The 20,651-nt window shown below is 65.4% G+C and carries 18 protein-coding genes; 14 read left to right on the top strand and 4 right to left on the bottom strand.

Annotated features, from left to right (window positions below):
• The first annotated feature begins 88 nt into the window (after nucleotides 1-88).
• The 9 genes from dusB to hflX all read left to right on the top strand — a co-directional run bounded on the left by dusB (nucleotide 89) and on the right by hflX (nucleotide 11,564).
• Nucleotides 89-1,114 (top strand): tRNA dihydrouridine synthase DusB, encoded by a 1,026-nt coding sequence (gene dusB, locus shn_RS09700; RefSeq protein ID WP_064330212.1) that lies wholly within the window; start codon nucleotides 89-91, stop codon nucleotides 1,112-1,114.
• Complete coding sequence (locus shn_RS09695; protein WP_064330211.1) at nucleotides 1,111-2,259, top strand: nitrogen regulation protein NR(II); 1,149 nt, start codon at nucleotides 1,111-1,113, stop codon at nucleotides 2,257-2,259. Before dusB ends, shn_RS09695 begins: the two co-directional genes overlap by 4 nt.
• Nucleotides 2,259-3,713, top strand: coding sequence for a nitrogen regulation protein NR(I) (ntrC, locus tag shn_RS09690; RefSeq protein WP_064330210.1), 1,455 nt, complete (start codon nucleotides 2,259-2,261; stop codon nucleotides 3,711-3,713). Before shn_RS09695 ends, ntrC begins: the two co-directional genes overlap by 1 nt.
• A 207-nt stretch (nucleotides 3,714-3,920) precedes the next feature.
• Nucleotides 3,921-6,191, top strand: a complete 2,271-nt coding sequence (locus shn_RS09685) for a PAS domain-containing sensor histidine kinase (protein WP_064332517.1) — start codon at nucleotides 3,921-3,923, stop codon at nucleotides 6,189-6,191.
• Nucleotides 6,181-7,545, top strand: coding sequence for a sigma-54 dependent transcriptional regulator (locus tag shn_RS09680; protein WP_064330209.1), 1,365 nt, complete (start codon nucleotides 6,181-6,183; stop codon nucleotides 7,543-7,545). The genes shn_RS09685 and shn_RS09680 overlap by 11 nt, the downstream gene beginning before the upstream one ends.
• Before the next feature lie 30 nt (nucleotides 7,546-7,575).
• Nucleotides 7,576-8,952 carry a Trk system potassium transporter TrkA gene (gene trkA / locus shn_RS09675; protein ID WP_064330208.1) on the top strand — a complete coding sequence of 459 codons (1,377 nt, stop codon included), beginning with the start codon at nucleotides 7,576-7,578 and terminating at the stop codon, nucleotides 8,950-8,952.
• Between the two features lie 8 nt (nucleotides 8,953-8,960).
• A complete protein-coding gene (locus shn_RS09670) occupies nucleotides 8,961-9,824 on the top strand; it encodes a D-amino-acid transaminase (RefSeq protein WP_064330207.1) in 864 nt (287 codons plus the stop codon).
• 97 nt (nucleotides 9,825-9,921) lie between these two features.
• Nucleotides 9,922-10,164 (top strand): RNA chaperone Hfq, encoded by a 243-nt coding sequence (gene hfq / locus shn_RS09665; RefSeq protein WP_023514954.1) that lies wholly within the window; start codon nucleotides 9,922-9,924, stop codon nucleotides 10,162-10,164.
• A 77-nt stretch (nucleotides 10,165-10,241) separates the two neighbouring features.
• A complete protein-coding gene (gene hflX, locus shn_RS09660; RefSeq protein WP_064330206.1) occupies nucleotides 10,242-11,564 on the top strand; it encodes a GTPase HflX in 1,323 nt (440 codons plus the stop codon).
• Between the two features lie 191 nt (nucleotides 11,565-11,755).
• On the opposite strand, the gene mazG is transcribed toward hflX, so the two are convergent.
• Nucleotides 11,756-12,592 (bottom strand): nucleoside triphosphate pyrophosphohydrolase, encoded by an 837-nt coding sequence (gene mazG / locus shn_RS09655; protein ID WP_064330205.1) that lies wholly within the window; start codon nucleotides 12,590-12,592, stop codon nucleotides 11,756-11,758.
• 8 nt (nucleotides 12,593-12,600) lie between these two features.
• Nucleotides 12,601-13,188 (bottom strand): deaminase, encoded by a 588-nt coding sequence (locus shn_RS09650; RefSeq protein ID WP_064330204.1) that lies wholly within the window; start codon nucleotides 13,186-13,188, stop codon nucleotides 12,601-12,603.
• Between the two features lie 197 nt (nucleotides 13,189-13,385).
• On the opposite strand from shn_RS09650, the gene cysG reads away from it, so the two are divergent.
• The 5 genes from cysG (at nucleotide 13,386) to shn_RS09625 (ending at nucleotide 18,367) form a co-directional block, all read left to right on the top strand.
• Nucleotides 13,386-14,825: a siroheme synthase CysG gene (gene cysG / locus shn_RS09645; RefSeq protein WP_064330203.1), complete on the top strand. Its 1,440-nt coding sequence runs from the start codon at nucleotides 13,386-13,388 to the stop codon at nucleotides 14,823-14,825.
• Nucleotide 14,826: 1 nt separating this feature from the next.
• On the top strand, nucleotides 14,827-15,144 hold the full coding sequence (locus shn_RS09640; RefSeq protein ID WP_064330202.1) for a DUF2849 domain-containing protein: 318 nt from the start codon (nucleotides 14,827-14,829) through the stop codon (nucleotides 15,142-15,144).
• A gap of 9 nt (nucleotides 15,145-15,153) precedes the next feature.
• Complete coding sequence (locus tag shn_RS09635; protein ID WP_064330201.1) at nucleotides 15,154-16,827, top strand: nitrite/sulfite reductase; 1,674 nt, start codon at nucleotides 15,154-15,156, stop codon at nucleotides 16,825-16,827.
• 11 nt (nucleotides 16,828-16,838) lie between these two features.
• Nucleotides 16,839-17,339 carry a DUF934 domain-containing protein gene (locus tag shn_RS09630; RefSeq protein WP_064330200.1) on the top strand — a complete coding sequence of 167 codons (501 nt, stop codon included), beginning with the start codon at nucleotides 16,839-16,841 and terminating at the stop codon, nucleotides 17,337-17,339.
• A 212-nt stretch (nucleotides 17,340-17,551) separates the two neighbouring features.
• Complete coding sequence (locus tag shn_RS09625) at nucleotides 17,552-18,367, top strand: ferredoxin--NADP reductase (protein WP_064330199.1); 816 nt, start codon at nucleotides 17,552-17,554, stop codon at nucleotides 18,365-18,367.
• 53 nt (nucleotides 18,368-18,420) lie between these two features.
• Here the strand turns inward: shn_RS09625 and shn_RS09620 are convergent, their stop codons facing one another.
• Together shn_RS09620 and shn_RS09615 are read right to left on the bottom strand one after the other, a co-directional pair.
• Nucleotides 18,421-19,041 carry a GntR family transcriptional regulator gene (locus tag shn_RS09620; RefSeq protein WP_064330198.1) on the bottom strand — a complete coding sequence of 207 codons (621 nt, stop codon included), beginning with the start codon at nucleotides 19,039-19,041 and terminating at the stop codon, nucleotides 18,421-18,423.
• Between the two features lie 154 nt (nucleotides 19,042-19,195).
• Entirely contained in the window at nucleotides 19,196-20,554 is a 1,359-nt protein-coding gene (locus shn_RS09615; RefSeq protein ID WP_064330197.1) for a M10 family metallopeptidase, read from the bottom strand.
• Nucleotides 20,555-20,651: the final 97 nt, after the last annotated feature.

Genomic DNA, 20,651 nt, shown 5'->3' with positions numbered 1-20,651 from the left:
GCAATTCCAGCGTCCTTTGGAAAATTGCGGCGGCATGTGATTGCGGCTTGGCAAGAACGACAAGAATGGCTAAAAATAGTGCACAGACATGACTTGCTTGAAAGATGAGCATTTGACGATCCCCTCCCTGTCAGCGCCGCTCGATGTCGGCGGCCGGAGCCTTCGCAACCGGGTGGTTCTGGCGCCGATGTCCGGCGTCACGGACCTGCCGTTCCGCGATCTCGCCTGGCGTTTTGGCGCGGGGCTGGTGGTCACCGAGATGGTGGCGAGCCGTGAGCTGGCGCTGAACGCGCGGGAAAGCTGGTCGCGCATCCGCAATTGCGGCATCCGCCCGCACATGGTGCAGCTTGCCGGCCGCGAAGCGCACTGGATGGCCGAGGCGGCGAGGATCGCCGAAGCCGAGGGCGCCGACATCATCGACATCAACATGGGCTGCCCCGCCAAGAAGGTGATCGGCGGCTATTCCGGCTCGGCGCTGATGCGCGATCCCGACCATGCGCTCGGCCTGATCGAGGCGACCGTCAAGGCGGTGAAGGTGCCGGTGACGGTGAAGATGCGGCTCGGCTGGGATCACGATTCGATCAATGCGCCGCATATCGCGGCCCGCGCCGAGGCGGCGGGAGCGGCGATGATCACCGTGCACGGGCGCACGCGCATGCAGTTCTACGAGGGCAGGGCCGATTGGGACGCGATCCGCGCGGTGCGCGACGTGCTCTCCATTCCGCTGGTGGCCAACGGCGATGTCGATACCGCGCAGGATGCCGAAGACATCCTGCGGCGTTCCGGCGCCGATGCGGTGATGGTCGGGCGCTCGGCGCAGGGCCGGCCGTGGCATCCGGCGGTGCTGGCCGGCGCCTGCACGCATCCCTCGACGGCGGAGATCGCCGCGCTTGCGGTGGAGCACTATCGCATGATGCTTGATTTCTACGGCGCCGAGGCGGGGCTGCGCCATGCGCGAAAACATCTCGGCTGGTATCTGGAGCGTTTCGCTCCCGGCTTCACCGGCCCGGCCAAGGCCGAGCTCATGACGGCGCGCGACAGCGACTTCGTCGCCGGCAGGCTGGCCGAGGCGCTGCTGGCCGGCGCGGCGCCGGCATTCGGAGAAGCGGCATGACAGGCAAGCCGGTCGACCCCAATGCCGCGAAGGCGCCGGACCTGGCGCTCGCCGTGCTCAACGCCATCCAGAACCCGGTCATCCTCGTCGATGCGGGCGGACTGATCGCCTTTGCCAACTGGGAGGCGGAATCCTTCTTCGGGGCGAGCGCCGGCTATCTCGCCCGGCACGACATTTCCACCTTCATTCCCTTCGGCAGCCCGCTCCTGACGCTGATCGACCAGGTGCGCGAGCGCAAGGCGCCGGTCAGCGAATACCGCGTCGACCTCAGCTCGCCGCGGCTCGGCGCGGAAAAGCTCGTCGATATCTATGTCGCGCCCGTGACGACCGAGCCGGGTTCGGTGGTGGTCGTCATCCAGGAACGCTCGATGGCGGACAAGATCGACCGGCAGCTCACCCATCGTGGTGCGGCCCGCTCGGTGACGGGGCTCGCCTCCATGCTGGCGCACGAGATCAAGAACCCGCTCTCCGGCATCCGCGGCGCCGCGCAGCTTCTCGAAACGTCCGTGGGCGACGAGGACCGGGCGCTGACGCGGCTCATCTGCGACGAGACGGACCGCATCGTCTCGCTGGTCGATCGCATGGAGGTGTTTTCCGACGAGCGGCCGGTCGACCGCGTGCCGCTCAACATCCACTCCGTGCTCGACCATGTGAAGATCGTCGCCAAGGCGGGTTTTGCACGCAACATCAAGATCACCGAGCTCTACGACCCGTCGCTGCCGCCGGTCTTCGCCAATCGCGACCAACTGGTGCAGGTGTTCCTCAACCTCATCAAGAACGCCTCCGAGGCGATCGGCGACCGGCCGGACGGCGAAATCCAGCTTACGACCGCCTACCGCCCGGGCATCCGCCTCTCCGTCGCCGGCACGCGGGAGAAGATTTCGCTGCCGCTGGAATTCTGCGTGCACGACAACGGGCCGGGCGTGCCGGCGGACCTCCTGCCGCATCTCTTCGATCCCTTCATCACCACCAAGACCAACGGCTCGGGCCTCGGCCTTGCGCTGGTGGCGAAGATCATCGGCGGGCATGGCGGTATTGTCGAATGCGACAGCCAGGGATCCCGGACCACCTTCCGCGTGCTGATGCCGGCCTCGCGCGGCGTCAGCGAAGACGACGACTTTCCCAAGACCAAAGGACATGATTGATGACAGGCGCCACAGTCCTCGTTGCCGATGACGATGCCGCGATCCGCACGGTTCTCAACCAGGCTCTCAGCCGCGCGGGTTATGACGTGCGCATCACCTCCAATGCGGCGACGCTGTGGCGCTGGATCGCCGCCGGCGAGGGCGACATCGTCGTCACCGACGTGGTGATGCCGGACGAGAACGCCTTCGACCTCCTGCCGCGCATCAAGAAGGCGCGGCCGGACCTGCCGGTGCTCGTGATGAGCGCGCAGAACACCTTCATGACGGCGATCAAGGCCTCGGAGAAGGGCGCCTACGACTACCTGCCGAAACCCTTCGACCTCACTGAGCTGATCGCGATCATCGGCCGGGCGCTGTCCGAGCCGAAGCGCAAGCCCGCCCGGCTCGACGACGACACGCAGGACGGCATGCCGCTGGTCGGCCGATCGGCGGCGATGCAGGAGATCTACCGCGTGCTCGCCCGGCTGATGCAGACGGACCTGACGCTGATGATCACCGGCGAATCGGGCACCGGCAAAGAGCTGGTGGCCCGCGCGCTGCACGACTACGGCAAGCGCCGCAACGGCCCCTTCGTCGCCATCAACATGGCGGCCATTCCGCGCGACCTCATCGAATCCGAACTGTTCGGCCATGAGAAGGGCGCCTTCACCGGCGCGCAGAACCGCTCGACCGGCCGCTTCGAGCAGGCCGAGGGCGGCACGCTGTTCCTCGACGAGATCGGCGACATGCCGATGGATGCGCAGACCCGCCTTCTGCGCGTGCTCCAGCAGGGGGAATATACCACCGTCGGCGGCCGCACGCCGATCCGCACCGACGTGCGCATTGTCGCGGCGACCAACAAGGACCTGAAACAGTCGATAAATCAAGGGCTTTTCCGGGAAGACCTCTACTATCGCCTTAACGTCGTGCCGCTGCGCCTGCCGCCGCTGCGCGACCGGGCGGAGGACATTCCGGACCTCGTGCGCCATTTCGTGCAGCAGGCGGAAAAGGAAGGGCTCGACGCCAAGCGCTTCGACCAGGAGGCGCTGGAGCTGATGAAGGCGCATCCCTGGCCGGGCAATGTGCGCGAGCTGGAAAACGTCGTGCGCCGGCTCACCGCGCTCTATCCGCAGGACGTCATCACCCGCGAGATCATAGAGACGGAGCTGCGCGCCGATATCCCGGACAGCCCGATCGAGAAGACCGTGGTGCGCAGCGGCTCTCTGTCCATCTCCCAGGCGGTGGAGGAGAACATGCGGCAGTATTTCGCCAGCTTCGGCGACGGCCTGCCGCCGACCGGGCTTTACGACCGCGTGCTTGCCGAGGTGGAATATCCGCTGATTCTCGCCGCGCTCACCGCCACCCGCGGCAACCAGATCAAGGCGGCCGACCTGCTCGGCCTCAACCGCAACACGCTGCGCAAGAAAATTCGCGAACTGGGTGTGTCTGTATACAGAAGTTCGCGCTCTGCTTGACTTGATGGCCGCAGGCGTTGCATTTTGGCCACAATCTGTTGCTTGAGGGTAACAGAGGGGTTTGCGGCCGAATAGGTCCGCGTGCCCGATCGTCATGGATGCGGGTGCGAATGCGGCCGGTCCCTCGCGCGGTCGGCGCTACTCCGGAAAACACGAGAAGAACGCCGGCGCCTTTCGGGATGCCCGGCCGGGGAAGCGATGCGGCAGATGACGGACGGCGTGAGCCTGCTTTCGAGCGAAAATGGAAGGGGAGCGGGCGGCGACCGGCGCGCTTCCTTCGCCTTGCCCGGCCTGGTGCTGGCCGGCGGCGCCCTCGTCGCCGCGACGATCTCGCTCTTCATCCTGCTCGGCCTGACGCCGATCAAGCCGGAGGCCAATGTCGTCATCGCCTCGGCGGCGATCAATGCGGTCTTCATCGTCGGCCTGATGTTCCTGATCGGCCGCGAGATACTGCGCCTGTTGCGCGCCCGTCGCCGCGGCCGCGCCGCCGCGCGCCTGCATGTGCGCATCGTGGCGCTGTTCTCCATCGTCGCGATCACGCCGGCGGTGCTCGTCGCCATCTTCGCCTCCATCACGCTCGATGTCGGCCTCGACCGCTGGTTCTCCATCCGCACCCAGTCGATCGTCAGTTCCTCGCTCAATGTGGCGCAGGCCTATGTGCTGGAGAATGCGAGCTATCTCCAGGGCCAGACCGCCTCGATGGCGAATGACCTCGACCGCAACCGCCAGCTCTACAGCCTCGACCGCACCGGTTTCGTCGACCTGATGACGCGGCAGGCGCGCGGGCGCGGCATGCTCGGCGCCTTCCTCCTGCGTGCCGACGGCTCGACCATCCTGCAGGCCAATATCCAGATCGAGAACCCGCTGCCGGCCGTGCCGGAGGATGCGCTGAAGGCCTCTGCCGCCGGCCAGCCGACGCTGATACCGCCGGGCACGACGAATCTCGTCGGCGCCATCATCAAGCTCGACAACATTTCCGACGCCTTCCTCTATACGATCCGCACCGTCGACCCCGAGGTCATGCGCTCCATGCGGCTGATGGAGGAGAACACGGCGGAGTACCGGGCGCTGGAGGCGGGGCGCACGACGCTGCAGATCGCCTTCGGCGTGCTCTATCTCGGTTTTGCCCTCATCGTGCTGCTCGCCGCGATCTGGACGGCGATCGCCGTCGCCGACCGCATCGTCCGGCCGATCCGCCAGCTCATCGGCGCCGCCGACAGCGTCGCCTCGGGCAATCTCGACGTCAGCGTGCCGGTGCGCACGGTCGATGGCGACGTCGGCAACCTCTCGCGCACCTTCAACAAGATGATCGCGGAAATCCGCGCGCAGCAGGAGCAGATCCTCGACGCGAAGGACGAGGTCGATCACCGTCGTCGTTTCATCGAGGCGGTGCTGTCGGGCGTGACGGCGGCGGTCATTGGCGTCGAGGAGGACGGGCGCGTGACCATCGCCAATCTTTCGGCCGAGATCCTGCTCGGGCGCAACGCGAGTGAGCTGATCGGCAAGCCGCTGACCGAGGTGGCGCCGGAGATTGCGGCGGTGCTGGCTGAGGGCTCCACCCGCCACCGCAACAATTACCGCAAGCAGATCAACATCATGCACGGCGGCAAGGAGCGGACGCTGAACGTGCAGGTGACGCGCGAGGAGGCGAAGGATGCAAAGGAATCCTATGTCGTCACCATCGACGACATCACCGATCTCGTCATCGCGCAGCGCTCCACCGCCTGGGCGGACGTGGCGCGGCGCATCGCCCACGAGATCAAGAACCCGCTGACGCCGATCCAGCTTTCCGCCGAACGCATCCGCCGCCGTTACGGCAAGCAGATCGATCCCGAGGATCGCGCGGTCTTCGACCAGTGTACGGACACGATCGTGCGGCAGGTCGAGGACATCGGCCGCATGGTCGACGAATTCTCCGCCTTCGCGCGCATGCCGAAGCCGACGAAGGAGCGTTCGGACCTGCGCAACATCCTGAAGGACGCGGTCTTCCTGCGCGAGATGGGCAATACCCATGTCGATTTCCGCAAGGATCTCGGCGAGGTGCCGCTCGAAGGGCTGTTCGACACGCGCATGCTCGGCCAGGCCTTCGGCAATCTCATCAAGAATGCGGTGGAGGCCATCGAGGCGCTTCCGCCGGACGTGGCGCGCGAGGAGCGGAAGATCCTCGTGCGGGCGACGCCCGACGACGCAGGACGGCGGTTCGTCGTTGACGTGATTGACAACGGCAGGGGTTTGCCGACGGAGAACCGGCACCGGATTCTCGAACCCTACATGACGATGCGCGAGAAGGGCACGGGGCTCGGCCTCGCCATCGTGAAGAAGATCATCGAGGACCACGGCGGGCAACTGGAACTGCATGACGCCCCCGCGGATTTCGACAACGGCCAGGGGGCGATGATCCGCGTGATCCTGCCCTACGAGGAAACGGCGGCCGTCGATGCGGACAAGAAGAGCAAGGAAGTGAGCCATGGCGTCTGATATTCTTGTGGTGGATGACGAAGAGGACATCCGCGAGATCGTCTCCGGCATTCTTTCGGACGAGGGGCACGAGACGCGCACCGCCTATGACAGCGACAGCGCGCTCGCCGCCATCAGCGACCGCGTGCCGCGCCTCGTCTTCCTCGACATCTGGATGCAGGGCAGCAAGCTCGACGGCCTTGCGCTGCTCGACGAGATCAAGAGCCGCCATCCGGACCTGCCTGTCGTGATGATCTCCGGCCACGGCAATATCGAGACGGCCGTCTCGGCCATCCGCCGCGGCGCCTATGATTTCATCGAGAAGCCGTTCAAGGCGGACCGGCTGATCCTCATCGCCGAGCGGGCGCTGGAGAATTCCAAGCTGCGCCGCGAGGTGACGGAGCTGAAGAAGCGCTCCGGCGATCCGGTGGAGCTGATCGGCACCTCCGTCGCCGTCTCGCAGTTGCGCCAGAACATCGAGAAGGTCTCGCCGACCAACAGCCGCATCATGATCCTCGGCCCCTCCGGTTCCGGCAAGGAGCTGGTGGCGCGCATGATCCACCGCAAGTCGAGCCGCGCGAACGGCCCGTTCGTCGTGCTGAACGCGGCGGCGATCACGCCCGAGCGCATGGAGATCGCGCTGTTCGGCACGGAGGGCACGCCCGGCCAGCCGCGCAAGACCGGGGCGCTGGAGGAGGCGCATGGCGGCATCCTCTATCTCGACGAGATCGGCGAGATGCCGCGCGAGACGCAGAACAAGATCCTGCGCGTGCTCGTCGACCAGCAGTTCGAGCGCGTCGGCGGCTCCAAGCGGGTGAAGGTGGATGTGCGCATCATCTCCTCCACCGCCTACAATCTCGAAAGCCTGATCGCCGAGGGCGGTTTTCGCGAGGACCTCTATCACCGGCTTGCGGTCGTGCCCGTGCGCGTGCCGCCGCTTGCCGAGCGGCGCGAGGACATTCCCTTCCTCGTCGACATGTTCATGCGCCAAATCAGCGAGCAGGCGGGCATCCGCTCCCGCAAGATCGGCGACGACGCGCTAGCGGTGCTGCAGGCGCACGACTGGCCGGGCAATATCCGCCAGTTGCGCAACAATATCGAGCGCCTGATGATCCTCGCCCGCAGCGACGGCCCGGACACGCCGATCAGCGCCGACATGCTGCCGACGGAAGTGGGCGACATGCTGCCGAAGATCTCCACGCAGGGCGACCAGCACATCATGACGCTGCCGCTGCGCGAGGCGCGCGAAATGTTCGAGCGGGACTATCTCATCGCCCAGATCAACCGCTTCGGCGGCAACATTTCCCGCACGGCCGAATTCGTCGGCATGGAGCGCTCCGCGCTCCATCGCAAACTGAAGTCGCTTGGCGTATAAGGCGCCGAGCGACGTGAGGGATTCTGGGGCATGAAGGTCATCATCTGCGGTGCGGGACGCGTCGGCTACGGGATTGCGGAACGGCTCTCGCAAGAGGGCAACGATGTTTCGGTGATCGACACGCAGCCCTCGCTGATATCGGCCATCACCGAGACGCTCGATGTCAGCGGTATTGTCGGCCACGGCGCGCATCCCGAGGTGCTGGCCAAGGCCGGCGCCGACCAGGCGGACATGCTGATCGCCGTCACGCTGTTCGACGAGATCAACATGGTCGCCTGCCAGGTGGCCCATTCGCTGTTCAACGTGCCGACGAAGATCGCCCGCATCCGCTCGCAGAGCTACCTCGCACCGGAATATTCCGACCTCTATTCCCGCGACGACATGCCGATCGACGTCACCATCTCGCCGGAAATCGAGGTGGGCAAGATGGTGCTGCGGCGCATTTCCTTCCCGGGCGCGACCGACGTGGTGCGCTTTGCCGACGACCGCATCGTCATGGTGGCGATCGAATGCATGGAGGATTGCCCGGTCGTCGAGACGCCGCTGAAGCAGCTCAGCGAACTCTTCCCCGACCTCAACGCCACCGTCACCGGCATCTTTTCCAATGGAAAACTGTTCGTGCCGAACTCCACCGACCAGCTGCATTCGGGCGATCTCGCCTATGTGGTCTGCGACAAGGAGCATGTCCGGCGCACGCTGGCGCTGTTTGGCCATGAGGAGCAGGAGGCGGCGCGCATCGTCATCGCCGGCGGCGGCAATATCGGCTATTTCGTCGCCAAGGCGATCGAGGACTACCAGGCGAAGACGCGGCTGAAGATCATCGAGAGCGACCGCGAGCGCGCCGTGGCGATCGCCGACAAGCTGCGCAATACCGTCGTGCTGCACGGCTCGGCGCTCGACCAGAAGATGCTGCTGCAGGCGGATATCCAGGATGCGGACCTGATCGTCGCGCTGACCAACAACGACCAGATCAACATTCTAGGCAGCGTGATGGCCAAGCGCCTCGGCTGCAAGCAGAACCTCGTGCTGATCAACGATCCGATGTATCAGGATTTCACCAAGACGCTTGGCATCGACGCGCATATCAATCCGCGCGCGGTGACGATATCGGGCATCCTGCAGCACGTCCGCAAGGGCCGCATCCGCTCGGTCTATGCGGTGCAGAAGGGTTCTGCCGAGGTGATCGAGGCGGAGGCGCTGGAGACCTCGCCGCTCGTCGGCCGGCCGCTGCGCGAGATCGAGCTGCCGCCCGGCATCCGCATCGGCGCGATCTACCGCGACAAGGCGGTGATCCGGCCGGACGGCAGCACGAAGATCAAGGCGAAGGATCGCGTCGTGCTGTTCGCCGCCGCCGCGGCCGTGCGCCATGTCGAGCAGCTCTTCCGCGTCAGCATCCAGTATTTCTAGGAAACCCCATGCCGCGCATCGCCTATGTCAACGGCCGTTATGTCCGCCATGCCGATGCGGTGGTGCCTATCCTGGATCGCGGTTTCGTCTTTGCCGATGCGGTCTACGAGGTCTGCCAGGTCCAGCAGGGTTATATCGTCGATCTGTCGCGTCATCTCGACCGGCTCGACCGGTCGCTTGCGGAAATCCGCATCCGCCCGCCAATGCCGCGCGCGGCGCTGACCGGCATCCTGCGGCAGGTGCTGCGCCGCAACCGCGTGACCAATGGCATGGTCTATCTTCAGGTGACGCGCGGCGTCGCCAAGCGGGATCATGTCTTTCCCTCGCCGGAGGTGCGCCCCACGCTGGTCGTCACGGCGAAAAGCCTGGACCCCGCGGCGAACGCCGCCCGGTATGCCTCGGGCGTCAAGGCGGTCACGGTCGCCGACAACCGCTGGGGGCGGGTGGACATCAAGACCGTCGGCCTGCTGCCGAACGTCCTGGCCCGCCAGCAGGCGAAGGAGGCCGGCGCGCAGGAGGCGATTTTTGTGGATGCCGAAGGCCATGTGACGGAAGGCGGCGCGACGAATCTCTGGATCGTCGACAGGACGGGAACGCTCGTCACGCGGCCGGCCGACCACGGCATCCTCAACGGCATCACCCGCACGACGCTGATGGATGTCGCCGGAACGCTCGGGCTTGCCGTCGAGGAGCGCCGGTTTTCCGTGGCGGAGATGCTGGACGCGCGGGAAGTGTTCGTGACCGGGGCGACGACGATCTGCCTGCCGGTCGTCGCCATCGACGGGCACACGATCGCCAACGGCCATCCCGGCATGACGGCACAGAAAATCCGCGAGGCCTTTTTCGCCGTTGCGGAGAAGACCGCGATTTGATACCAAAATCGACGGTCCGCCACGTCGTGTCGGGCATGGGGACATTTTATTTTAGTCAACCGGTCTCAAGGGCCGGCAATCAGAAAGAAGCGGCGCGATGGCGGAACGTTCTCAGAACCTGCAGGATCTTTTTCTTAATACCGTTCGCAAGCAAAAGATTTCCCTGACGATCTTTCTCATCAACGGGGTCAAACTGACCGGGGTTGTCACCTCCTTCGACAATTTCTGCGTGCTGCTCCGTCGCGACGGTCATTCGCAGCTCGTGTACAAGCACGCGATCTCGACCATCATGCCCGGCCAGCCGTTGCAGATGTTCGAGACCGAGGAAAGCGGCTCCTGACAGGACCCAAGATCATTAAAAAATCCGATACAAGCAAGGATTCCATCGTTCCGGAGGCTGAAAAGCACCGGGACGATATGCGTGCCGTCGTCATCGTGCCGGTCCTGAAGGCCGCGCGCGGAAAACCCGATCCGACGGTGACCACGCGGTCCGACGAGGCGCGGCTGGAAGAGGCCGTCGGCCTTGCGCGCGCCATCGACCTCACCGTCGCCCATTCGGCCATCGTGCCCGTCAGCCAGCCGAAGCCCGGCACGCTGCTCGGCACCGGCAAGATCGCGGAGATCAAGGCGGCGCTCGACGAACACGATGCCGGCCTCGTCATCGTCGACCATCCGCTGACGCCGGTGCAGCAGCGCAACCTCGAAAAGGAGTGGGGCGCCAAGGTCATCGACCGCACGGGCCTCATCCTCGAAATCTTCGGCCGGCGCGCCTCCACCAAGGAAGGCACGCTGCAGGTCGAGCTCGCCCATCTCAACTACCAGAAGGGCCGGCTGGTCCGCAGCTGGACCCACCTCGAGCGCCAGCGCGGCGGCGCCGGCTTCATGGGCGGCCCGGGCGAAACGCAGATCGAGGCCGACCGCCGGCTCCTGCAGGACAAGATCGTCAAGCTGGAGCGCGAGCTGGAGCAGGTGCGCCGCACCCGCCAGTTGCACCGCTCCAAGCGCAAGAAGGTGCCGCATCCGATCGTCGCGCTCGTCGGCTATACGAACGCCGGCAAGTCGACGCTGTTCAACCGCATCACCGGGGCAGGGGTTCTGGCCGAGGACATGCTCTTCGCCACGCTCGACCCGACGCTGCGCCGCATGAAGCTGCCGCAGGGCCGCACCGTCATCCTGTCCGACACCGTGGGCTTCATCTCGGACCTGCCGACCCACCTCGTCGCCGCCTTCCGCGCGACGCTGGAAGAGGTGCTGGAGGCGGACCTGATCCTGCATGTGCGCGACATGTCGGACCCTGACAACGGCGCGCAGTCCTCGGACGTTCTGCGCATCCTCGCCGATCTCGGCATCGACGAGAAGGACGGCGCCGAGCGCATCCTCGAGGTCTGGAACAAGATCGACCGGCTGGAGCCCGAAGCGCGCGCGGCGCTGGTGCAGAAGGCCGAGGGCCAGCCGAACGTCATCGCCGTCTCCGCCATCTCCGGCGAGGGCGTCGACAGGCTGCTTTCCGAGATCAACCAGCGGCTTTCCGGCGTGCTGGTCGACCGCGACGTCATTCTGCCGGTCACGCTGCTGCAGCTTCTGCCCTGGGTCTACGACCATTCGATCGTCGATGGACGCGAGGACCTGGAAGACGGCACCGTGCGGCTTGACCTGCGGCTGACCGAAACGGAAGCCGCCGAACTCGACCGCCGGCTCGGCATCGGGCAGAAGGCGGTGCGGGAGGATTGGGAGCGGTAAGGGCGCAAGTCTGCAGAAAAGCCCCTCATCCGCCTGCCGGCACCTTCTCCCCGCAAGCGGGGCGAAGGGGATGCAGCGCCGGTTTCCCCAAACGGAAACGTCTCGGATGAAGAGAAGGCCTTTCGTCTTGCCCCTTCTCCCCGCTTGCGGGGAGAAGGTCGCGGCAGCGGGATGAGGGGCTTTGAGACCCTTTACGTCTCCAGCTGCCGCTCGATCCGCTTCGCCGCCTGCCAAAGCGCTTCCATCCGCTCCAGCGTTGCCGCTTCGAGGCTTTCGCCATTCGCTGCAAGGCTGTCCTCGATATGCGAGAACCGGTTGCGGAATTTCGTGTTCGTGCCGCGCAGGGCCATTTCCGGGTCGGCGCCGACATGGCGGCCGATATTGACCAGCGCGAAGATGAGGTCGCCGAGTTCGTCGGCGACGGCCTTTTGGTCGTCGTTGCGCAGCGCCTCGCGCAGCTCGCCGACCTCCTCCTCGATCTTGTCGAGGATCGGCGCCGGATCGGACCAGTCGAAGCCCACCTTGGCGGCGCGTTCCTGGAGCTTCAGCGCCTCGACGAGGGCCGGGAAGGAGCGCTGCACGGAGCCGAGATGGCCGCGGAGCGGATCCTCCGGCAGGCCGCGCCTGGCGCGGCGCTCCTTGCGCTCGCGCTTTTCCGCCTGCTTGATCGCATCCCATTGCAGCTTCACCGCCTCGGGCGTTTCCGCATCCGAGCGGGCGAAGACATGCGGATGGCGGCGGATCATCTTGCGCGTGACGGCTTCGACCACGTTGCCGAAGTCGAATTCGCCGCGCTCCTGCGCCATGCGGGCATGGAAGACCACCTGGAGGAGGAGGTCGCCCAGCTCCTCGCACAGGTCGTCCATGTCGTTACGCTCGATGGCGTCGGCGACCTCATAGGCTTCCTCGATCGTGTAGGGCTTGATCGTCTCGAAGGTCTGGACGACGTCCCAGGGGCAGCCGGTCTCGGGTTGGCGCAGGGCGGCCATGATCTCGATCAGGCGTTCGATGTCGCGGCTCGGTTCCATCGCGGTTCTCAGTTGAGCGGGATGTTGTTGCCGGTCTTGCCGGACTGGTAGGCGCCCGACAGGTCGTCATAGGCGGCGCGGATCCTCGTGTCCTGCGCCCTCAATGCCGCCTTCGCGGGCTCGTCGGACGTGGCGATCAGATCGGCGATGGCGGCGGAGTGCCAGAAGGCGTTCGTCCTGGCATAGCCGCCCGGATCGAGCCGGAAGACCTCCTTGAGGATGCGCAGATCGTGCGGGATCGCGAAACTGTCGCGCGAATCCTCGTGACTGAATAAATAGTAGAAGTTGTCGAAGCCGGCCCAGGTGATGGCCGAAAGGCACATGGAGCAGGGCTCGTGCGTGGAGAGGAAGACGTAATCCCTGGTATCCGGCTTCTCGATGCGTTCGTAGAGGCGTTTCAGCGTGTGCACCTCGCCGTGCCAGAGCGGGTTTTCCGTCTCGTTGTTCGTTTCGGCGATGACCAGCGACAGATCGGACTTGTTGAGGATCGCCGCGCCGAAAACCTTGTTGCCGGCGGCGACGCCGTCGCGCGTCAGCGGCAGGATATCGGCTTCGATGACGTCGAGGAGGCGCTTTGCGAGGGCGGACTGGTCCATGATGGGAATCCCCTTTGGCGTGATGATGCCTCCTTAGCGGTCGCCGCGGTGGGCAGGCAAGGGCGGCCGGTGACTTATGCTCAAAATGCGGGAGGTGCGAGCAAAACAATACGCGCCCCCGGAGCCATTGGAATTTCTGTTTCTTTTGTTCCTGGCTATTTTTCGCGATAGTGCGCACACTTCAACCGGACCACACCATGACCGCAGCAAACCAGAAGCTTTCGACATTCCCGGCGTTCTTCCGCGTCAGCGGCCGGACGGTCGTTGTCGTGGGCGAGGGCGACGAGGCTTTCGCCAAGGCCCGGCTGCTGTTCAACACGGATGCCCGGATCGTCGTGCTCGCCGAGGCGCCGGAGGCCGATTTCGCCCGCTTCATCGCCGACAAGGGGCTGGAGCTGGTGCGCGCGCCCTTTTCCAGCGATGCCATCGCCGATGCGGCGCTCGTCTTCGCCGCGACGGGGGATGCCGCCGCCGACCGTGCGATCTCCGCCGCGGCCCGGGCGCTGCGCATTCCGGTCAATGCCGTCGACCAGCCGGACCATTGCGATTTCTTCACGCCGGCGCTCGTCAACCGGGCGCCCGTCGCCGTCGCCATCGGTACGGAGGGCGCAGGCCCCGTTCTGGCGCAGATGATCCGCGCGCAGGTCGACCAGATCCTTTCGCCCTCGCTCGGCCGGCTCGCCAGCCTTGCCAACGGCTACCGCGAGGCCGTCGATCGTCTCCTGCCGCGCGGCGTGACGCGCCGCGTCTTCTGGCGCCGCTTCTTCCAGGGCGCCGTGGCCGATGCCGTCAATAATGGCGATATCGATCTCGCGCACCGCACCGCCGATTCGCTCCTGACCTCGCAGGGCAGGGCCGCCGGCCATGTCTGGCTGGTCGGCGCCGGCCCGGGCGCGGAGGATCTCCTGACGCTGCGCGCCCAGCGCGTGATGATGGAAGCCGATGTCATCGTCTTCGATGCGCTCGTGCCGCAGGCCATCGTCGACATGGGGCGCCGCGATGCCGAGCGCCTTTCCGTCGGCAAGCGCAAGGGCTGTCACTCCAAGTCGCAGGAAGAGATCAACGACCTCATCGTCGAACTCGGCAAGGCGGGAAAGCGCGTCGTGCGCCTGAAATCCGGCGATCCCTTGGTCTACGGCCGCGCCGGCGAGGAAATGGCGGCGCTTCGCCAGGCGGGCGTCACCTACGAGGTCGTGCCCGGCATCACCTCCGCCTTCGCCGCGGCCGCCGATTTCGAACTGCCGCTGACGCTGCGCGGCGTCGCCTCCTCGCTCGTCTTCACGACGGGCCACGACCTGACGGGCTCGGTCCTGCCGGATTGGGCGCGGCTTGCGATTTCCGGCGCCACCGTCGCCGTCTATATGGGCCGCACGGTCGCGGCTTCTGTCGCCGCCCGGCTGATGGAGGCGGGCCTGCCGGCCGAGACGACGGTCGCCGTCGTGGAGAATGCCAGCCGGCGGGAAAAGCGGCTGCTGCACGGCACGCTGAAGGACCTGCCGGGCCTGGAGCATCGCGACGAGCTGACCGGTCCCGTCATGGTGATCATCGGCGATGCCGTCGCCGGCGCTAATTTCGAACATTCCGAACCGCTCGCCGTGCACGAGCCGGTTCGCGACACAGCAGCATTGGGAGCATGACATGGCCGACAAGGTTCTGACAGCCAACCGCCTTTCCGACGGCATCTCCGTCTGGCTGGACGCCGCCGGCAACTGGAACGAATCCCTCCAGGCCGCCTTCGTCGCGCGCCACAAGGAAGCCGTCGACGCGCTGGAAGCCACCGGCAAGCAGGCTTTTGCCGATAACAAGGTGGTTGACGTCAACGTCGTCGACGTCGAAGAAGTGGATGGCGTGCTGCGGCCGCTGCGCATGCGCGAGCGCATCCGCGCCGCCGGCCCGACCATTGCCTATGCCGCCGGTTATGCCGGCCTGACTGCGACGGCCGTACCGGCCGCCTGAGGAACGCTTATGTATCGCTACGACGAATTCGATCACGCCTTTGTTTCCAGCCGGGTGGAGCAGTTCCGCGATCAGGTCGGCCGTCGCCTCTCCGGCGAGCTGGCCGAGGATGCCTTCAAGCCGCTGCGCCTGATGAACGGCGTCTATCTGCAGCTTCATGCCTACATGCTGCGCGTCGCCATTCCCTACGGCACGCTGAATGCGCGCCAGATGCGCATGCTCGCCTATATCGCGCGCAAGTACGACCGCGGCTACGGCCATTTCACCACGCGCCAGAACATCCAGTACAACTGGCCGAAGCTCTCCGAACTGCCGGATGCGCTGGCCGATCTCGCGACGGTCGAGATGCATGCGCTGCAGACCTCGGGCAACTGCATCCGCAACGTCACGGCCGACCACTTCGCCGGCGCTTCGGCCGATGAGGTCGCCGATCCGCGTCCCTATGCGGAAATCCTGCGCCAGTGGTCCTCCGTGCATCCGGAGTTCTCCTTCCTGCCGCGCAAGTTCAAGATCGCCGTCACCGGTGCCGAGCGCGACCGCGCGGCCATCCAGGTGCACGACATCGGCCTGCATCTGAAGAAGAACGACAACGGCGAGATCGGCTTTGCCGTCTATGTCGGCGGCGGGCAGGGCCGTACGCCGATGGTCGCCAAGAAGATCCGCGACTTCCTGCCGGAAGAGGATCTCTTGTCCTACACGACCGCGATCATGCGCGTGTACAACCTGCACGGCCGGCGCGACAACAAGTACAAGGCGCGCATCAAGATCCTCGTGCACGAGACGGGCGCGGAGGAACTGGCGCGGCAGGTGGAGGTCGAGTTCGCCGAGCTCAGGAACACCGAGCTGAAGCTGCCGGAAAAGGACATCGCCGCCATCACCGCCTATTTCGCGCCGCCGGCGCTTGCCGCCCGCGCCGAAGGCTGGGCGAGCCTTGCGCAGTGGAAGAAGGCCGATGCCGACTTCGCCCGCTGGGTGCAGCACAACGTGCATCCGCACAAGCACCCCGACTATGCCAGCGTGACGATCTCGCTGAAGCCGATCGGCGGCATTCCGGGCGATGCGACGGATGCGCAGATGGAGGCCGTCGCCGATATCGCGGAGGAATACGCCTTCGACGAGATCCGCGTGAGCCACGAGCAGAACCTCATCCTGCCGCATGTGGCGCTGGCCGACCTCGAACCGATCTATCGCGGCCTCGTCGCCGCCGGGCTCGAAACCGCCAATGCCGGCCTCATCACGGATATCATCGCCTGTCCGGGGCTGGACTACTGCGCGCTGGCCAATGCCCGATCGATCCCGGTCGCGCAGGAGATCTCCACCCGCTTCGGCTCGCCCGAGCGCCAGGCCGAGATCGGCGAGCTGAAGATCAAGATCTCCGGCTGCATCAATGCCTGCGGCCACCATCATGTCGGCCATATCGGCCTGCTCGGCGTGGAGAAGAAGGGCGAGGAGCTTTACCAGATCACCCTCGGCGGCTCCGGCGACGAGAACACGTCGATCGGCGAGATCATTGGCCGCGGCTTCGAGCCGGAGAAGGTGACGGACGCGATCGAGGTGATTGTCGATACCTATCTCGGCCTCCGCCTCGATCCCTCCGAGACCTTCCTGACGGCCTATCGCCGCGTCGGGCCGCAGCCGTTCAAGGATGCGCTCTACGGCGACAAGACCGCCGCGGCAGCCTGAGGAGACCGGTGATGACGAAAATCTGGAACGAAACCGGTTTCGTGACCGACGATCCCTGGGTGATCGAAAGCGAAGAGACCAAGGCGGGCTCGAACGAGAAGGCGATCCTCGGCCTCGGCGACTTCCTTGCCAAGGTCTCCGAGACCGACGAGACCGGCCTCGGCGTGCTGATCAACCCGGCGGACGACGTGCGCAAGCTCGAAGGCCATCAGGGCCGCATCGCGCTGGTCGCGGTCGCCTTCCCGGCCTTCAACGACGGGCGGGCCTTCAGCCATGCCTCGCTGCTGCGCGCGCGCCTCGGCTTCAAGGGCGAGGTGAGGGCGGTCGGCGACGTGCTGATCGACCAGATCCCGCTGATGTTGCGCTGTGGCATCGACAGCTTTGCCGTCACCAATGCGACGGCGCTGAAGCGGCTTGCGGAAAACCGCCTGCCGGGCATCGACAACCACTACCAGCCGACCGCCCGTCCCTCCGAGGACGTCGGCTCCTACAGCTGGCGCCGCCGGGCCTGAAGGCAGGGACCGGTCGGCGAATAGCCGCAATTTCGTGGCAGGTTTGCGCAAGATCAAGGCCGGGCGGCCGGCCTTGCGCAAAATCGGCGCGAACGGCAAACTATTGCGCGGCCAATCAGCGCATTGGAACGGAATACCTTCCTTTGCCGCTCGACTTGTAATATCTGCCTATCGTCAAATTTTCTCGACGCGAAGCCAGGACCGATCCCGAAATGAACGCACCTGCCAAGACCGAAGATTTTGTCGCTTCCGCAATCCCCGCCGGCGTTTTCGCCGAGACGGTGACGAGCGTGCAGCACTATACGGATCGCCTGTTCCGCTTCCGCATGACGCGTCCGGAAAGCTTCCGCTTCCGCTCGGGCGAGTTCGCGATGATCGGCCTGATGGTCGGCGACAAGCCCGTCTACCGTGCCTATTCGATCGCCAGCCCCTCCTGGGACGAGGAACTGGAGTTCTTCTCGATCAAGGTGCCGGACGGTCCGCTGACCTCCCATCTCCAGCAGATCAAGCCGGGCGACACGGTGCTGATGCGCAAGAAGCCGACCGGCACGCTGGTGCTCGATGCGCTGACGCCGGGCAAGCGGCTCTACATGTTCTCGACCGGCACGGGCATCGCGCCCTTCGCCAGCCTCATCCGCGATCCGGAAACCTACGAGAAGTTCGACGAGGTCATCCTGACGCATACCTGCCGCGAGGTCGCCGAGCTGAAATACGGCTTCGACCTCGTCGAGGAGATCCGCAACCACGAGTTCCTGGCGGAAGTCGTCGGCAACAAGCTGCGCCATTATGCGACCGTGACGCGCGAGGACTATCCGTTCCAGGGCCGCATCACCGACCTCATCCGCAACGGCAAGATGTTTTCCGATCTCGGCGTGCCGCATTTCGACCCGGCGGTCGACCGCGGCATGATCTGCGGCTCGTCGGCGATGCTGAAGGAAACCAAGGCGCTGCTGGAAGAGGCAGGCCTCATCGAGGGCGCCAACAACAAGCCCGGCGAATTCGTCATCGAGCGCGCCTTCGTCGATTGAGCGAACGGTTCCTTGAGGATTGACGGGGCGGCTTTCGGGCCGCCCTTTTCGTTTCAGCCGGTGAGGTCGTCGATGAGGGTCGCCATGGCCGCGGCGGCGGCCGGGCCGTCGGCGTTGCGGATGGCGCGGATCACCTTCACATGCAGGTCCACCGAGCGGTCCATCTGCCGGTTGTCGGCGCGGGCGAACCAGAGGCGGCGGGCATGGGTCTGCAGCGGGGCGAGGGCGGCCGTCAGGAAGCGGTTGGGGCAGGCCGCCTCCATGATCTCGTCGAACGCCTTGTCGGCGGCCAGGAAGCCTTCCATGTCGGAATGGATCGAACAGGCGGTCATCGCCTGTGCGCAGGCGACGAGCTGTTCGCGATGCGCCCCGCCGGCATGGCGGGCGACGAGATCGGCGGCAAGCGGTTCGAGCTGGCGGCGCGTCGCCATCACCTCGGCATGGTCCTCGGGCCTGATCGCGGTGATCTGCAGGCCGGCGCGCGGGCGCACGGCGATCAGGCCCTGCCATTCCAGCTTCTGGATCGCCTCGCGCACCGGCGTGCGGCCATGGCCGGCAAGCGCGATGAGCTGGCGTTCCGTGACGAGCGAGCCGGGCTTCAGCTTGAGCGTGACGATCAGCCCTTCGAGGGCGAGATAGGCGAGGTGGGCTTGCGAGGCCGCGCTTTCCGTCATGTCAGGTCCCTGATTGATATATCACACGGTGGCACGCCATGATGCGCTTGTCCATTATCCTGATATATCAGGAATGGCACGGGGCGAGGAGATGACATGAAAAAGGCCGGAACCCGGGGTTCCGGCCTGTGCTGTCCGTGGATTCTGCCGGCAGTCAGAGCAGGAAGTCGCGCGCGTCGAGATCCTTCAGCCTGAAGTCGTCGAGGATCAGGATGTCGGTGGCCGAGAGCTTGATATGCACGTCGTCGCCGACCTGCGAGGCCTTGCCGAGCACGCTGCTCACCGTGGAGAAATTGTAGGAGCGCAGGTCGATGTCGTCGACATTGTCCTTGAAGTCGGTGATCGTGTCGCGGCCGTAACCCTTCTTGAAGACGAAGTCGTCAGCGCCCGCGCCACCGGTGAGCACGTCGTTGCCGGCGCCGCCATCGAGCTTGTCGTTACCGGCCATGCCGAAGAGCTTGTCGTTGCCGGCATTGCCCTGCAGCGTGTTGTTCGCCTGGTTGCCGCGCAGCAGGTCGTTGCCGCTGCCGCCCTTGGCGTTCTCGATCAACGAGCGCACATCGCCCTTGAAGAGGAGCGCGTTGAAGATGTTGCCGCGGGCATAGGCGTCCGTCTCGTAGTTCAGGAGGGCAAGCTGGACGTCGCTGAATTTCGAATGCTGTCCGGGGCGAAGGTCGACGCTGACGCCGGTCTTGTAGGCGGAGAGGTCATAGGTGTCCTTCCCGCCGCCGTCCCAGATGGTGGCGAAGATGCGGTTGCCGCCGGCATCGATGGCGACCTTGCCGTTGACGAGCGTATCGCCACTGCCCGGCGTCCATTTGTAGACGGTGTTGCCGGAATTGGTCGAGAAGTCGGCGCCATACATGCGCTGCAGGGCGGCGATATCGGCCATCATGAAGCTCTGGGCATAGTCGAACTCGCCGTTCATGTAGCCGTCGCTCGCCGAGCCGCCCACCTCTGACCGGTAGGTCATGAGGGAATATTCCATCGAATCCTTGTTGCCCGGCAGGCTGGAGAAGCCGTTTTCGGATTCATGGCCGTGCTTGAGGCCGAGCGCGTGGCCGATCTCGTGCAGCATGGTCGTCCAGGCATAGTTGCCGGCGACGGGCGAGCGGTAGTCGTACTCGCGGCCGAACCAGAGGTCGCCGTCGCCGTCGGTCCTTCCGGGATAGTAGGCCCAGGCCGTGTCCGGATCGTTCGATTCGGCGAAGCGCAGGTTGGCGCTCGTGGTGCTTCCCTGCGAAATGGAAAGGCCGGTGAAGCCTTCGACCGAAAAGCCGTCATTGGCCTTGTTGCCGAAGCTCGTGTCGAGCGCGAAGCGGGCGGCCGATTGCTGCATCGAGGAGATCGTGCCGAAGCCGTTGTCCTTTTCGCCTGCATAGGTGTAGGCGGATGAGGAGGTGGGGAACGCATAGGTCACCGCGCCCGACCAGGCGGTTCCCGACAGGACGCCGTCAATCATCGCTATGCCCGTCTTGCTGATCGTCTTGGTGGTCTTGCCGATGCCTGTCATGTCGCATTGTCCTCGTATGCTGGATGTCTTGGATGCGTGCCTTGGATAGACCGCAATTCAGGTTGATTCTGTGAATGCTTGAAACATGTCCGCATTC

It is taken from the genome of Shinella sp. HZN7, from assembly GCF_001652565.1.
GTDB classification, from domain to species: Bacteria; Pseudomonadota; Alphaproteobacteria; order Rhizobiales; family Rhizobiaceae; genus Shinella; species Shinella granuli.
The sequence above is the reverse complement of the archived record's forward strand: the minus strand, read 5'-3'. Positions and strand labels throughout refer to the sequence as shown.

Bases quoted from the DNA above. Each gene is read 5' to 3' on its own strand.
- dusB (WP_064330212.1), top strand. From the start codon at position 89: ATGACTTGCTTGAAAGATGAGCATTTGACGATCCCCTCCCTGTCAGCG.
- shn_RS09615 (WP_064330197.1), bottom strand. From the start codon at position 20,554: ATGACAGGCATCGGCAAGACCACCAAGACGATCAGCAAGACGGGCATA.
- mazG (WP_064330205.1), bottom strand. From the start codon at position 12,592: ATGGAACCGAGCCGCGACATCGAACGCCTGATCGAGATCATGGCCGCC.
- hfq (WP_023514954.1), top strand. From the start codon at position 9,922: ATGGCGGAACGTTCTCAGAACCTGCAGGATCTTTTTCTTAATACCGTT.
- shn_RS09640 (WP_064330202.1), top strand. From the start codon at position 14,827: ATGGCCGACAAGGTTCTGACAGCCAACCGCCTTTCCGACGGCATCTCC.
- shn_RS09680 (WP_064330209.1), top strand. From the start codon at position 6,181: ATGGCGTCTGATATTCTTGTGGTGGATGACGAAGAGGACATCCGCGAG.
- shn_RS09630 (WP_064330200.1), top strand. From the start codon at position 16,839: ATGACGAAAATCTGGAACGAAACCGGTTTCGTGACCGACGATCCCTGG.
- shn_RS09625 (WP_064330199.1), top strand. From the start codon at position 17,552: ATGAACGCACCTGCCAAGACCGAAGATTTTGTCGCTTCCGCAATCCCC.
- shn_RS09650 (WP_064330204.1), bottom strand. From the start codon at position 13,188: ATGGACCAGTCCGCCCTCGCAAAGCGCCTCCTCGACGTCATCGAAGCC.
- shn_RS09635 (WP_064330201.1), top strand. From the start codon at position 15,154: ATGTATCGCTACGACGAATTCGATCACGCCTTTGTTTCCAGCCGGGTG.
- hflX (WP_064330206.1), top strand. From the start codon at position 10,242: ATGCGTGCCGTCGTCATCGTGCCGGTCCTGAAGGCCGCGCGCGGAAAA.
- ntrC (WP_064330210.1), top strand. From the start codon at position 2,259: ATGACAGGCGCCACAGTCCTCGTTGCCGATGACGATGCCGCGATCCGC.
- shn_RS09620 (WP_064330198.1), bottom strand. From the start codon at position 19,041: ATGACGGAAAGCGCGGCCTCGCAAGCCCACCTCGCCTATCTCGCCCTC.
- cysG (WP_064330203.1), top strand. From the start codon at position 13,386: ATGACCGCAGCAAACCAGAAGCTTTCGACATTCCCGGCGTTCTTCCGC.
- shn_RS09685 (WP_064332517.1), top strand. From the start codon at position 3,921: ATGACGGACGGCGTGAGCCTGCTTTCGAGCGAAAATGGAAGGGGAGCG.
- shn_RS09670 (WP_064330207.1), top strand. From the start codon at position 8,961: ATGCCGCGCATCGCCTATGTCAACGGCCGTTATGTCCGCCATGCCGAT.
- trkA (WP_064330208.1), top strand. From the start codon at position 7,576: ATGAAGGTCATCATCTGCGGTGCGGGACGCGTCGGCTACGGGATTGCG.
- shn_RS09695 (WP_064330211.1), top strand. From the start codon at position 1,111: ATGACAGGCAAGCCGGTCGACCCCAATGCCGCGAAGGCGCCGGACCTG.